Annotated in this window: 9 protein-coding genes and 1 tRNA gene; 7 read left to right on the forward strand and 3 right to left on the reverse strand. The window is 68.8% G+C overall.

Features of this window, described 5'->3' with window-relative positions; translation table 11 throughout:
- Nucleotides 1-4 precede the first annotated feature (4 nt).
- The 6 genes from PGN16_RS17035 to PGN16_RS17060 all read left to right on the forward strand — a co-directional run bounded on the left by PGN16_RS17035 (nucleotide 5) and on the right by PGN16_RS17060 (nucleotide 6,048).
- Nucleotides 5-301: a nucleotidyltransferase family protein gene (locus PGN16_RS17035; RefSeq protein ID WP_335310564.1), complete on the forward strand. Its 297-nt coding sequence runs from the start codon at nucleotides 5-7 to the stop codon at nucleotides 299-301.
- Nucleotides 273-632 carry a HepT-like ribonuclease domain-containing protein gene (locus PGN16_RS17040; RefSeq protein WP_335310565.1) on the forward strand — a complete coding sequence of 120 codons (360 nt, stop codon included), beginning with the start codon at nucleotides 273-275 and terminating at the stop codon, nucleotides 630-632. The genes PGN16_RS17035 and PGN16_RS17040 overlap by 29 nt, the downstream gene beginning before the upstream one ends.
- Nucleotides 632-2,455 carry a cobaltochelatase subunit CobT gene (cobT, locus tag PGN16_RS17045; protein ID WP_335310566.1) on the forward strand — a complete coding sequence of 608 codons (1,824 nt, stop codon included), beginning with the start codon at nucleotides 632-634 and terminating at the stop codon, nucleotides 2,453-2,455. The genes PGN16_RS17040 and cobT overlap by 1 nt, the downstream gene beginning before the upstream one ends.
- Nucleotides 2,456-2,487: 32 nt before the next feature.
- Nucleotides 2,488-2,763 carry a ribbon-helix-helix domain-containing protein gene (locus PGN16_RS17050; protein ID WP_335310567.1) on the forward strand — a complete coding sequence of 92 codons (276 nt, stop codon included), beginning with the start codon at nucleotides 2,488-2,490 and terminating at the stop codon, nucleotides 2,761-2,763.
- 60 nt (nucleotides 2,764-2,823) lie between these two features.
- Nucleotides 2,824-5,247, forward strand: a complete 2,424-nt coding sequence (locus PGN16_RS17055) for a TonB-dependent receptor (protein WP_335310568.1) — start codon at nucleotides 2,824-2,826, stop codon at nucleotides 5,245-5,247.
- 117 nt (nucleotides 5,248-5,364) lie between these two features.
- Nucleotides 5,365-6,048 (forward strand): Fe2+-dependent dioxygenase, encoded by a 684-nt coding sequence (locus tag PGN16_RS17060; RefSeq protein ID WP_335310569.1) that lies wholly within the window; start codon nucleotides 5,365-5,367, stop codon nucleotides 6,046-6,048.
- 58 nt (nucleotides 6,049-6,106) lie between these two features.
- On the opposite strand, the gene PGN16_RS17065 is transcribed toward PGN16_RS17060, so the two are convergent.
- From PGN16_RS17065 to PGN16_RS17075, 3 genes are all read right to left on the reverse strand, one after another.
- The gene (locus tag PGN16_RS17065) at nucleotides 6,107-6,802 is read right to left on the reverse strand and encodes an FkbM family methyltransferase (protein WP_335310570.1); all 696 of its coding nucleotides are present in this window, start codon (nucleotides 6,800-6,802) and stop codon (nucleotides 6,107-6,109) included.
- 357 nt (nucleotides 6,803-7,159) lie between these two features.
- Nucleotides 7,160-11,788: an NAD-glutamate dehydrogenase gene (locus PGN16_RS17070; RefSeq protein WP_335310571.1), complete on the reverse strand. Its 4,629-nt coding sequence runs from the start codon at nucleotides 11,786-11,788 to the stop codon at nucleotides 7,160-7,162.
- A 73-nt stretch (nucleotides 11,789-11,861) separates the two neighbouring features.
- Nucleotides 11,862-13,091, reverse strand: coding sequence for a PAS domain-containing protein (locus tag PGN16_RS17075; RefSeq protein ID WP_335310572.1), 1,230 nt, complete (start codon nucleotides 13,089-13,091; stop codon nucleotides 11,862-11,864).
- A gap of 163 nt (nucleotides 13,092-13,254) precedes the next feature.
- On the opposite strand from PGN16_RS17075, the gene PGN16_RS17080 reads away from it, so the two are divergent.
- Nucleotides 13,255-13,330, forward strand: a tRNA-Thr gene (locus PGN16_RS17080).
- Nucleotides 13,331-13,638: the final 308 nt, after the last annotated feature.

A 13,638-nucleotide genomic window follows, 5' to 3' on the forward strand; every position in this document is an offset into this window, starting at 1 on the left:
GATGATGAACGCCGCCGAGGCGATCGAGACGTTGAAGCGGTTGCGCGCCGATCTGGAAGCGGCTGGTGTCGAGCATCTGTCGCTCTTCGGCTCCACCGCGCGCGGCGAAGCGCGGAGCGACTCCGACATCGACCTTGCCGCTTCGCTGCGGCCGGGCACGAGCTTCGGCGCGTTCAGGCTCGTTCGGCTGGAACGACAATTGGCAGACTTGCTTGGCTCCCGGGTCGATCTGGTTACGGAACCGTCGGATCGACCGCGTCTTCAGGCAGAGATTGATCGCGATCGTGTCGTCGTTTTCTGAGCGGACCTTGCTGCGGCTTCGCGACGTGGTCGACAACGCCGATCGCGTCGCGCACTATATCGATGGCATGTCGTTTGCCGATTTTGCAGCGGATCGTATGCGTGTCGATGCGGTGGAGCGCTGTATCGAGCGGCTTGCCGAAGCGTTGGTGCAAATCGGTGCGTACGAACTGGCGACGATCGCGCCAACCATCTCACTGGCGGAGGTGAAGAGCATCGGTAATCGTCTGCGGCACGAGTATCGTCACATCGACAAGCGCGTGATCTTCGATACGGCGCGCGATGACTTGCCCGCATTGCGCACGTCATGCGCGGCGGCACTGGAGCGCTGATGAGCACCGACACCCCCCTCGACCGCTTCAAGGCCGTGCTCGGCGGGACGGCGCGTGCGCTGTCCGACGAGGCGGAGGTGGAGCTTGCCTACACCGCCGATGCGCCCGCGCAGTCCGGCAAGCATCTGCGCGTGCCGATGCCGGCGCGGACCCTGCCCGCCGAGCAGGTCGCTGAGGCGCGTGGCTTCGCCGATGGTTTCGCGCTGCGGTTGCGCCATCACGACGATGCGCTCCACGCCCGCGGCGCGCCTGCGGAGGCGAATGCGCGGTCGGTCTATGACGCGATCGAGACGGCGCGCGTCGAGGCGCTGGGCAGCCGCGGGTATGACGGGATCGCCGACAATCTGGCGCGTGCGCTCGACGTGCGCCTGCGCAGCGACCCGATCACGCGGGCGCGGACCAAGAACGAGGTGCCGCTCGCCTCGGCGCTGGGGCTGATGGTGCGCGAGGCGCTGACCGGGCGGCTGCCGCCGGTCGAGGCCGAACCCGGATTGGCGCTGGTGCGCGAGTGGATCGAGGGCAAGGTCGACCTTTCGTCGCTGGCGCTCGCGCTCGACGACCAGCGCGCCTTTCAGGGGCTGACCCGCAAGCTGCTCGAACAGCTCGAACTCGTCGAGGGCGAGCAGGAGCCGCAGGACAGTGACGAGGGCGGCGAGGACGAGGAAGGCGAAGAGGGGCAGGACACCGACGAGGCCGACGAGGGCGAGGCGGAAGGCTCCGAAGGCGAGTCCGAGGTCGAGGCGCGCGGCCAGCAGCGCGACGATCAGGCGCAGGAAGGCGAGAGCGAGCAGCTCGAAGGCGACGACATCGACGACGCCGAGGGCGAGCCGGGCGACGACGGCGAGGAGGGAATGCAGCCGGTGCGCCCCAACCGCCCGCCCGCCGATCTGTCCGCGCAGTTCGACTATAAGGTTTGGACCGAGCGGTTCGACGAGGTGGTGGCCGCGACCGAGCTGTGCGACGCCGAGGAACTGGCGCGGCTGCGCGGCTATCTCGACCAGCAGCTCGTCCACCTGCAATCGGCGGTGTCGAAGCTCGCCAACCGGCTCCAGCGGCGGTTGATGGCGCAACAGTCGCGGTCGTGGGACTTCGATCAGGAAGAGGGGCTGCTCGACGCGGCGCGGCTGGCGCGGGTGGTGGTCAACCCGACGCAGTCGCTGAGCTACAAGATCGAACGCGACACCGATTTCCGCGACACGGTGGTGACGCTGCTGATCGACAATTCGGGGTCGATGCGCGGGCGGCCGATCTCGATCGCGGCGATCAGCGCCGATATTCTCGCGCGCACTTTGGAGCGGTGCGGGGTGAAGACCGAGATACTCGGCTTCACGACGCGCGCGTGGAAGGGCGGGCAGAGCCGCGAGACGTGGCTCGCCGCCGGTCGCCCGCCGCAGCCGGGGCGGCTCAACGACGTCCGCCACATCGTCTACAAGCGCGCCGACGAGCCGTGGCGGCGCGCGCGGCCCGCGCTGGGGCTGATGATGCGCGAGGGGCTGCTGAAGGAGAATATCGACGGCGAGGCGCTGCTGTGGGCGCATGGCCGGATGATGGCGCGGCCCGAGGAGCGGCGTATCCTGATGGTCATCTCCGACGGTGCGCCGGTCGACGATTCGACGCTCAGCGTCAATTCGGGATCGTATCTTGAGCGGCACCTGCGGCAGGTGATCGCATGGATCGAGAAGCGCTCGCCGGTCGAGCTGGTCGCGATCGGGATCGGGCATGACGTGACGCGCTATTACAGCCGCGCGGTCACGATTATGGATGCCGAGCAGCTGGGCGGCACGATCATCGAGCAGCTCGCGGCGCTGTTCGATGCGGAGTGACGTCGTTCGCCTGACCGGCGCGTGACACGATCATGATCGCACCACCGCGCGACGGCTTCATCGGCCCGGTCAAACGATCGGTCACGATCGCCGGCCATGCGACTTCGGTCAGTCTGGAGCCCGTCTTCTGGACCGCGCTGGAACGTGCCGCGCTTTCGCACGCGCTGCCGCTGTCGGCGTTGATCGCACAGATCGACGCCTTGCGCATCGCGCAGGACGATCCCCCCAATCTGGCGAGCGCGCTGCGATCGTGGCTGGCGAGTGTACCGCGCCACTTCTACGACAATGATGCAAGCCAATCGCATTAGCGTTGACAGTGAAAGTCACTCGCAATAGGCGGGCCCCCATAACAAAGGGGGTTCATCAGAATGTCTTCGTCCACGGCCTCGTTCCTCGCGCTGTCATGCATCGGCTTCATCGCTTCGGCTCCGGCGATGGCCGATACGCCTGAGCGCCCGACGACCGAGCAGGATGGTCGCACGCGGATCGACCGCGACGATGTGGTCGTGACCGGCGCGCGCGAACGCGCGCCCGATCAGCTCGAGAGCCCCAAGGCGACCGCCGCGCTGCTCGATACGCCGCAGACGGTGACGGTCATTTCCGACCAGGTCCTCCGCAAGCAGAACCTGTTGACCCTGCGCGACGCGCTCCAGACGTTGCCCGGCATCACCTTCGGCGCCGGTGAGGGCGGGGGCGGCTATGGCGACAGCATCAATTTGCGGGGCTATTCGGCGAACAACGACATCACCATCGACGGCATCCGCGACAGCGCACAATACAGCCGCACCGATCCATTCAACCTGCAGCAGATCGAAGTCTACAATGGCGCGAACTCCGTCTTCAACGGATCGGGCTCGGTCGGCGGCACGATCAATCTGGTCAGCAAGGAGCCGCGCCCCGAGGATCTGACGATCGCGCAGGCGGCGATCGGCACCGATCGCTATTACCGCGCCGCGCTCGACGCCAATGAGCGGGTGAACGACACAGTCGGTGTTCGGCTGAACGCGGTGTACCATCACAACGACGTGCCCGGCCGTGACGTCGAGAAGTACGAGCGCTGGGGCGTGGCACCGGCGGTGACGATCGGGATGGGCGGCCCGACCAGCCTGACGCTCGCCTATGTCCACCAGCAGGATCGCAATACGCCGCTGTACGGCATTCCGTATTTCAACAACGATCTGGTCGGCGGGCTCATCACCGGCGCGGATCGCAGCGACTATTACGGCTATCGCAACCTCGACCGGCAGGACATCGACGTCGACCGGCTGACTGCGACGTTGCGCCATCAGGTCGACGATCATCTGTCGGTGCGCAACCTGACGCGGTGGCAGCGCGTGGGCCAGTATAGCGTCACCAGCGCGCCGCAGGGGACGTTCTGCCTGTCGAGCGGCACCCAGCCGGTGCAGGTCGCAGGCAAGACGACCGGCGCGGCGTGTATCACCACCGTCAACGGCGCGACGATCACCATTCCCGCCGGCCAGTGGCTGCCGTCCGGACCGCGCGGACTGGTGCGCGATCAGGTCAATCAGCTGTTCGCCAACCAGACCGACATCCGTCTGGAACATGGCGAGAAGGGCGGCGTGCGTAACGTCGCGAACGTCGGCGTGTCGTGGATGGTGGAGGATTACCGGATCGTCACCGGATCGCTGTTGCGCAATGCCGACGGCTCGGCCACCGCGCCGCTGCCGCTGCTGGCGATCAGCAACCCGGACACCGATTATCGCGGACCGATCAACTACATCGCCACCGCGCATTCCAAATCGACGACGCAGAACGTCGCGGTCTATGCGTTCGATACGCTGGAACTCGGCCGGCACGTCGAGGTGAACGCGGGCGTCCGCTGGGAACAGCAACATGCCGAATTCAACCAGCTTCCGGTCGCTGCGGCGCCCGGCGTGACGCAGCCGGTGGTGGCGCAGGCGCGGCAGGTGAACCGCGAGCGGCTGTTCTCGTATCGCGCGGGGCTGGTCTATCATCCGGTGCAGGACGTCAGCGTCTATGCCAGCTACGGCAACGCGAAGACGCCGTCGTCGGCGAGCGTCAGGGCGGGCTGCGTCAGCGTCTCCAACGCGATCGTCACCAACACCTGCGACGTCGCGCCGGAGACCGCGCGCAATTACGAGGTGGGCGTGAAGGCCGGGCTGTTCGGGCGACGGCTGGAACTGACGGCGGCGGCGTTCCGCAACGAGCGGACCAACTACCGCATCCCTTCCAACGACCCCGCGCTGCCGACGGTGCAGGTGCTCGACGGGCGGAGCCGCGTCGACGGGATTGCGCTGGGCGCGTCGGGCAACGTCACGCGCAACTGGACGATCTTCGCCAATTACACCTATCTCGACAGCGAGGTGCGGCAATCGGTGTCGGACTTCTGCCTCGCCAACCCGGGGCGCAGCGGGTGCGGCAACACCGCTGCCGACCCCGATCCGCAGCGCGGCAGCCCGCTGGTGCAGACGCCGACACATTCGGGCAGCCTGTTCACCACCTACAAGCTGCCGTTCGGGCTCGAGGTCGGCTATGGCCTGACCTATCAGGGGGCGTTCACCACCTATGTGCCGACGCTCGCCAATGCCGCGCTGCTCAAGACCGACGATTATCTGATCCACCGCGCCTATCTTGCCTATAGCTTCCGCGAGGGGCTGACGATGCAGCTCAACGTGCAGAACTTCACCGACGAGAAGTATCTGACCAACGTGCGCAACAACGTGAACGCGACAACCGGGGTGGTCACCGGCGGCTGGGCGATGCCGGGCGATCGGCGGCAGGCGACGCTGAGTGTGTTCTACAGCTTCTGACGCACGTACATCCGCTGTCATTGCGCGCGAAGCGAAGCAATCCAGTGTTTCGCGCTGCCCTGGATTGCTTCCCCCGGCCTTCGCCGGGGCCGCAATGACGGTCGTAAAGGATTATCTATGCTGATCGCGATCCCCGATGTGCTCGACGCCGCGACGCTGGCGCAGGTGCGGGCGACGATCGACGCCGCGGACTGGATCGACGGCAACGAGACGTCCGGGCCGCAGGCGGCGCTCGCCAAGCGCAACAGCCAGTTGCCCGAGGACGGTGCGGCGGCGCGCTCGGCGGGGGGGATGATCCTCGACGCGCTCGGCCGGACGCCGTTGTTCGTGGCGGCGGCACTACCCGCCAAGGTCTTCCCGCCGTTGTTCAACCGGTACGAGGGCGGGCAGGATTTCGGCGTCCATGTCGACAATGCGATCCGCATGAAGCGCGGGAGCGACTTTCGCCTGCGCAGCGATCTGTCGGCGACGCTCTTCCTCGCCGATCCCGACAGTTACGACGGCGGCGAGCTGGTGATCGAGGAGCAGTTCGGGACGCAGGCGGTGAAGCTGCCGGCCGGGCATATGGTGCTCTACCCCGCCTCCAGCCTGCACCGGGTCGCGCCGGTGACGCGCGGGGTGCGGCTGGCGAGCTTCTTCTGGATCCAGTCGATGGTCCGCGACGATGGTGCGCGGCGCATCCTGTTCGAGCTGGATCAGGGCGTGCAGGCGGTCGCGGCCGCGCAGGGGCAGGGCGCGGCGGCGACGGTGCAGCTGACGGGGGTGTACCACAATCTGCTTCGCCGCTGGGCGGAGGTGTAGGGCGCTTCCGTCATTGCGAGCGTAGCGCGCTCGCAATGACGGATAAGGACCTCGCCGCTTACTTCCGCCGGAACAGGCAGTCAAATTCGACCGCGCAGGCCGGGTCGTCGACCATCGTGTTGACGGTGCGGAATTGCGCGGGGGTGAAGCCGAGCGAGTCGATGTACGCCAGCGCCTCGGTGAACGACCACAGCCCTTCGTAGAGCGGCAGCACCGGCAATTCGAGCAGCAGCGCCGAGGTGCGCGCCAGCACCGCCTGCGCGCCGTCGAGCACCGCGCGCTCGTGGCCCTGCGTGTCGATCTTCAGCAGGATTGAGGTGGCGGGATCGTTCGCCAGCACCGAGTCGAGGGTCGCGATCGGCACCTTCTCGGTACCGATCACGCGCGGGTCGACCGCGAGGCGCTCCGCGGTGCCGCCGTCGAGCGCGTGGAGCGAATTCAGCGTGTGATTGTCGTAGAGGTTGATCTCCACCTCACCCGGTTCGGCACCCAGCGCGAGGCGCGAGACGGTCCAGTTCGGATCGCGCGCGGCCCTTTCCTGCAGTGCCGCGAACACCTTTCCCACCGGCTCGAAGGAGTGGATGCGGCCGGTGTAGTCGCGCTCGCGCACGCTTTCGGCGAATTGGCCGAGATTGCCGCCGACATCGACGACCAGATCGATGTGCCGCGTGCGCAGGAAGTTGCCGAAGGTGGCCGCGCGGGACGCCTCGATGCCGAAGCGGTTCAGGACCTTGTTCGCGAGCGCACCCAACATCTTCAACCCCCCGTCGTGCGCGGCGGGCATGTCAGAAGCGACGGGGGTGCGCCACTGTAAAGTTGTGCGGTGGGGGTGGCGGGATGCGGGTTCGGCGGCGGGGGCGCGAATGTTGCGAATGTTGAGACGCCGACGGGGTTGTCGTGGATGGTGAGAAGGGGTGACGCGGCACGTGCGTCGACAGGCTCAGCACGAACGGGGTGGGGGGCAGCGGCTCGGCGGCGGATAAGGGCCGGCGGTGTCAAAGGGCTTCGTCATTGCGAGCGGAGCGAAGCAATCCAGGGCTGGATAACGACGCCCTGGATTGCTTCGCTCCGCTCGCAATGACGGATCGTGGCGTTGTAGGACAGGCGTGGATCAGCGCCCGAGCAACACGCGCGCTTGTCCGGCGATCTGTGCGAGCATCGCGGCATTCGGGGCCTGCGCGTTGCGCGCGCGGTCGATCACCGCGCGGAATTGGCCGACGCGCGCGGCGTTCTTCGCCAGCCATGCGTCGACCAAAGCGACCGGATCGCCCGCGCCGCCGCGGCCGAGGAAGTCGAGCCGCAATTGCTGGAAGTCGCGTGCGAGGCCGGCGATCAGCAGCCGCTCCCACGGATCGCTGGGGTTGATCCGGGTCGCGGTGCCCTGCGCCCAGTCGAGCCCAAGCCCTTCGCCGAGCCGGGTGAAGGCGCGCGCCAGCTGCGTCTCGTCGATCGCGGCGCGCTCGCCGAGGTCGGCGAGCCCGACCGCGCCGTCCAGCTCGAACAGTCGCACGACGCTGAGCGCCAGATCGTGCGGCGCGCCCGCCGCCTCCAGCGTGTCGGCGATGCGCCGCGAGTGGGCGCGCGCCTCGTCGAGCAGCAGGTCGTCGGTGGCGGCCGCGAGCCGGTCGATCCCGCCCGACAGTCGTGCGAGCACGGTCGAGGGGAGCGTGCCGGGCGCGGTGGCGCGGAGCAGGTCGGCGATCTGCGAGCGGACCGCGACCGCGACCTCGTCGAACAGCGCCAGCCGCCCGGCCTCGGGCATCGCGGTCGTCTCGATCGCCTGCCACAGGGTCGCGAGGTCGAACTGCCGCTCGGCAACGACGAACATCGCGGCGATGTCGGCGAGCGTCGCGCCTTCTTCCTCGGCCAGCTCGAACGGGTGGAGGATGCCGATGCGGTTGACGATGCGGTTGGCGAGCTTGGTCGCGACGATCTCGCCGCGCAGGCGGTGCGCGTCGATGGCGTCGGCGAACCGCTCCTGCATCGCGCGCGGGAAGGCGGCATGGAGGTCGGGGAGCAACGCATCGTCCTCGCCGAGCGCCGAATGTTCGATCGCGTCCTGCAACGACAGCTTCGCGGTCGCCAGCAGCACCGCCAGCTCGGGGCGAGTCAGCCCGCGGCCCTCGCCGGTGCGGCGGAGCAAGTCGGTGTTGCTCGCCAGTCCCTCGACCTGCCGGTCGAGCCGGCCCGATTCCTCGAACACCTCGATCAGCCGGACGTAGCTGGGCAGCGCCTGCGCGCCGCCACCCTCGGCGATCGACAGGCCGAGCGTCTGGAGGCGGTTGTCCTCCAGCACCAGTTGCGCGACGTCATCGGTCATGCTGCCGAGCAGGACGTTGCGGTCCTCGAACGACAGCCGGCCCTCGATCATCTCGCGGTTGAGCGCGATCTTGATGTTGACCTCGTTGTCCGAGCAATCGACGCCCGCCGAATTGTCGATGAAGTCGGTGTTGATCCGCCCGCCGCGCGCCGCGAAGGCGATGCGCGCCGCCTGCGTGACGCCGAGATTCGCGCCCTCGCCGATCGCGATCGCGCGCAGTTCCTCGGCATCGACGCGCAACCGGTCGTTGGCGGGATCGCCGACGGTGGCGTTGTTCTCGGCCGCCGCTTTCACATAAGTGCCGATGCCGCCGAACCAGATCAGATCGGCGGGGCTCTTGAGGATCGCCGAGATCAGCGCGGTCGGCTCCAGGCGGTCGGCGGTGATGCCGAGCGCAGCCTGCACCTGCGGGGTGAGCGGAATGGACTTCATGTCGCGCGCGAACACGCCGCCGCCCGCGGAGATCAGCGAGGTGTCGTAATCGGCCCAGCTCGACCGGGGGAGCGCGAACATCCGCGCACGCTCGTCCCAGCTCGCCGCCGGATCGGGATCGGGGTCGAGGAAGATGTGGCGGTGGTCGAAGGCGGCGACCAGCTTGATCGCCTTCGACAGCAGCATGCCGTTGCCGAACACGTCGCCCGACATGTCGCCACACCCGACGACGCGGATCGGCTGCGTCTGCACGTCGAGCCCGCGCTCGGCGAAGTGGCGCTGGACCGATACCCATGCGCCCTTGGCGGTGATGCCCATCGCCTTGTGGTCATAGCCCTGCGACCCGCCGCTGGCGAAGGCGTCGCCGAGCCAGAAGTCTCGGTCGAGCGCGATCCGGTTGGCGACGTCGCTGAACGTCGCGGTGCCCTTGTCGGCGGCGACGACGAAATAGGGGTCATCGCCATCAAGGATCGTCACGCCCTGCGGGTGAACGACCGTGCCGTTCTCGATATTGTCGGTGATCGACAGCAAGGTGCGGATGAAGATGCGATACGCCTCGGTGCCCTCCGCAAGCCATGCGTCGCGGTTCGAGGGCGCGGGGAGCTGCTTGGCGTAGAAGCCGCCCTTCGCGCCGGTCGGCACGATGACGGCGTTCTTGACGCGCTGCGCCTTCATCAGCCCGAGAATCTCGGTGCGGAAGTCGTCGCGGCGGTCGGACCAGCGCAGGCCGCCGCGCGCGACCGGGCCGGCGCGCAGATGGATGCCCTCGACGCGCGGCGAATAGACCCATACCTCGCGCCACGGCAGCGGGGCGGGGAGGCCGGGAATCTTCGCGCTGTCGAGCTTGAAGGCGAGCGCCTCGTTCGCCGCTTCGGTGAAGGCGTTGGTGCGCAAGGTTGCGTCGATCACCGCGCGGAAGGCGCGCAGGATGCGGTCGTCGTCGATCCCGGTGACCGCGTCGAGCCCGGCGTCGATCACGCCCTGCGCCGCCTCGGCATCGGCGGTCGAAGCCGGGTCGTGGACCGCGACGAAGCGCTCGACCAGCGCCTTGGTGACGGGGCGGACGCGGGTCAGCGTGTCGACGACATTGGCGGGGCCGTAGCTCATCCCGGCCTGTCGCAAATAGCGATACCAGGCGCGGAACAGCACGACCTCGGACGGCGACAGCCCGGCTTCCAGCATCAGCCGGTTGAACCCGTCATCCTCGGCGCGGCCTTCGAGCACCTGCGCCAGCGCTTCCTGCAAGGTTTCGGCGCTGGCGAGCACCGCGGGAATGTCGGCCTTGGTCTCGAGCGTGAAGTCGTGGATCGAGCTGCGTTCCTCGTCGGTCAGCGCGGTCGGCATTTCCTCGATCACGCGGAAGCCGAAATGTTCGAGCGCCGGCACCGCGTCCGACAGCGCGAGCGGGCCGCCCTGGCGATAGACCTTGAGGTGGAGCATCCCGTCGCCGCCCGCGGTGAAGCGCACCTCGCGGTCGGCATCGCCGACGAGATTGGCGATCGACACGATGTCGCGCGCCGCCTCGTCGGCGCTCGCGCCGGTGCGGTAGCGGACCGGGAAGGCGGCGGCGTGGCGCAGCGCGAGGCGGGCGGCGCGCGCGGGGCCGACCTCGTCCGCCAGCGCGGCCTCGATCGACGGCGCCCAGCCGCGCACCATCTTCTCGAGCTGCGCGTCGAGCGTCAGCGCATCGGGCAGCACGCCCGCGCCGCGCAGGTCGATCGTGTAGCGGAGCAGCGCGACGCGCCCGTCCTCGACGCTGGTCGACCAGTTGAGCACCTGGCCATTCGCCGCCTCGGCGAGCATCTCGCCGATCGCGACGCGGCGCGCGGTGGTCATCTCGTCGCGGGGCAGCCACACGAACGCATAGAGGTGCCGGCCGAGCGGGGAGGGGACCAGCACCAGCTTCGGGCGCGGGCGGTCGGCGAGGCTCATCGCGGTGAGCGCCAGCTCCTCCATCGATGCCGCGCTGATCGCGGTCATCAGATCGTGCGGCAGCGTCGCGATGGCGTGGGTCAGCGCCTTGCCGGTGTGGCCGGCGGGGTCGAAGCCGAACTTCGCCTCGCTCGCCGCCAGCCGCTGACGCAGCACCGGCACGCTGCGCGGCGGGGCGTTGAGCGCGGCCGAGGTCCACAGCCCGGCGTGGATCGACAGGCCGGTGACGCGCCCGCCGGTATGGATCGGCACCACCAGCAGGTCCAGCGGCACGCGGCGGTGGACCGGCGAGATCAGGCTCGACTTGAGCAGCAGCGGCGCAGAATTGCCGGCGACGAAATAGTCGATCGCCAGCCGCCGCGAGCGGTCGGCGAGGATCGGCACCTCATGATCGTTGACGACGATGCCGAGCGGGGCGGCGGCGTCGACCGTGCCGTCGGCGTGCCAGCGCTCATGCCCCAGCAAGGTGAAATGCCGGTCGAGGAACCAGCGCAGCAGCGCCGCGCCTTCCGGATCGCCCCCGACATCGTCGATCACCCCGGCATCGGCCGCGAGCGTGCCTTGCATCGCGCGCCAGTCGCGCACCGCGACGCGGACGTCGGCGAGCAGCCGCTCGATCTCGTCGGTCAGCGCACGCCGGTCGCGCGCGTCGACGCGCTCCAGCTCGATGTAGATCATCGATTCGGGCTTGCCGTCGGCGCCCTCGATGTCGGTCAGCCGGCCCTCGGCATCGCGCGAGACGCGGATCACCGGGTGGATGACGCGATCGACCGCGATGTCGCGGTCGCCGATCGCCGCCGCGACCGAATCGACGAGGAACGGCATGTCGTCGTTGACGATCGCCAGCCGCATCCGCCGCCGCGCGCCGTCGCCGGGCAGTTGCTCCAGCGCCAGCACCGGCGTGCCCGGCGCGCGCACCGCGGCGGTCTGGGCGAGGAAGGCCGCGGCCTCCGCCTGCTTGTCCTCGCCGAAGCCGGCAAGCTCGCCGGGCAGGGCGCGATAGGTGAGCCGCGCCGCCAGCGCAGCAGACAGTATCTGAAGAGACTTTTCCGGCATGGGCGAAGCTATGCGCCCCTCGCGCGCCTAGCTCAAGCGTTGCCGTACTGCATTGGTGCAGCGTGGAATTGCATCAATGCAGCCGGCGCAGCACCTGCGCGGCGAGCTTCGCATCGTCGCCGACGGTGCCCACGACGACGATGCCGGTCGCGGTGGCGCGGCCGAGCAGCACCACGGCTGCGCCTTCGTCGAGTCCGCTGTCGATCGCCAGTTCGGCGAGCGGCGCGCGTTCGGCGAGCGGCAGCGCGGGGGCGTCGTCCGCCTCGGGCTGGCGCAGCGCGCGTTCGCTGGCGACGATCCCCTTGATCCCGCCCTCCGCGCGTTCCAGCGCATGGGCGAGCGCGCCCGCGCCGATGCCGGTACGCTGCGCCCAGGCGAGCACGGTGGCCGCCTCGGTCAGCCGCGTCTTGTCATGGTCCACGCCGAAGACGAGCTTGGCGATCGCGGTCATCGGCGCGCGCGCCTGCACGCGGATGTCGGCGGCGGCGAGCAATTCCTCCAGTCGCGCCGGATCGGCCGCGGCGGCGAGCGCGACGTCGTGCGCGCGGCCGAGCGCGCGGTACAGCGCGGCATGGCTGCGCAGTCGCGCGACACGCGCCGCAGCGGCGCTGTCCCGCGCGGCGGCAAGCAGATCGTCGAGCGTCGTCGGCGCGACCTCCGGCTCCGGCACGGGAGCCGCCGCGCACGGGCCGTCCGCCCAGACGCCGCCGGGCAGCGGATCGTGGCGCGGCGCGCGGATCGCCGCGGCCAGCTCGGCATCGAGCCCGGCCTGATCGTCGGCGGCGACCAGCTCCTTCCAGTTGATGACGCCGTAGATATAGTCGATCGACTGCGCGTCGGACGAGAAGGGCATCAGGATACCGCGGTACATCGTATTGTGCCCGCGTGTGCCGGTGAATTCGGCCTCGAACCCGATCGGCGCGCGATTGGCGATGATCTGCAGATAATGGTCGGTCAGCCGCGACAGCAGCGAGCGCGAGGGGACGTCGGAGATGCGCGCGATCGACTGGTCCACCGCGCATTCCTCCCGCAATGCGCGGCCGATGAACTGGATCGCCGGATCCTCGACGCCGGCGGAGAAGTCGAGCAGGACGCTGTGCGGGCCGAAATCGGCGATGCTTTCCGGCTCCAGATCCTCGATCGCGGGATAGGCGCGGCCGCGCAGCAGCGATACCCAATGATTATAGGCGCGTACCTGCATCCGGCGCTCATCCGAGCCGACCGGCGCATGAGCCTCGCCGACGCCGCCCTCGGTGGGATCGTCGTCCTGGCGAAGATCGTCGTAGCCGCGTGCGCTGTCCATGCTCATCGTCCGTCCCGGCGAGCGGCCTGCCATTCGGCCGGATTCGCCGGACGCTTTTGCCGCGCGGATGGTAAAGGCCCGGTAAAGCCGGGAGAGGCTTGTCAACGCCCATTCCCGCTGCTAAGCGCCGCCACCACGACGTTTCCCACGCGGAAGCGCGTTGGCCGCTTTAGCTCAGCTGGTAGAGCATCGCATTCGTAATGCGGGGGTCACAGGTTCGAGTCCTGTAAGCGGCACCACACCCATCCATTGTGACAGCTTCCTCTCTTGGCCGGCGGCGATGCTTTTGAGCGAGCGCTGAGGAGAGGAGGGAGCGAGGTTGCGATTGGCTCGCGGCGCCTCACCGATCTACATGCCGCGGCGCTGCTACGGGCGGCACAAGATGACACGCCGGGGCTAGACGAGAATGGCTCGTTCGGGGGGAGGTAAGATGTCGCCGATCCCGCTGACACATCGGGTGTCCTCCGCTGAGCCGACGAAGGCCAGGATGCGGCGAAAGCGATCGATGGCGCTGGTTTTGCAGAGTGCCGGTGTCGTGGCCCCGGGA

Origin of the sequence: Sphingomonas phyllosphaerae (assembly GCF_036946485.1) — a bacterium.
GTDB lineage: Bacteria > Pseudomonadota > Alphaproteobacteria > Sphingomonadales > Sphingomonadaceae > Sphingomonas > Sphingomonas phyllosphaerae_E.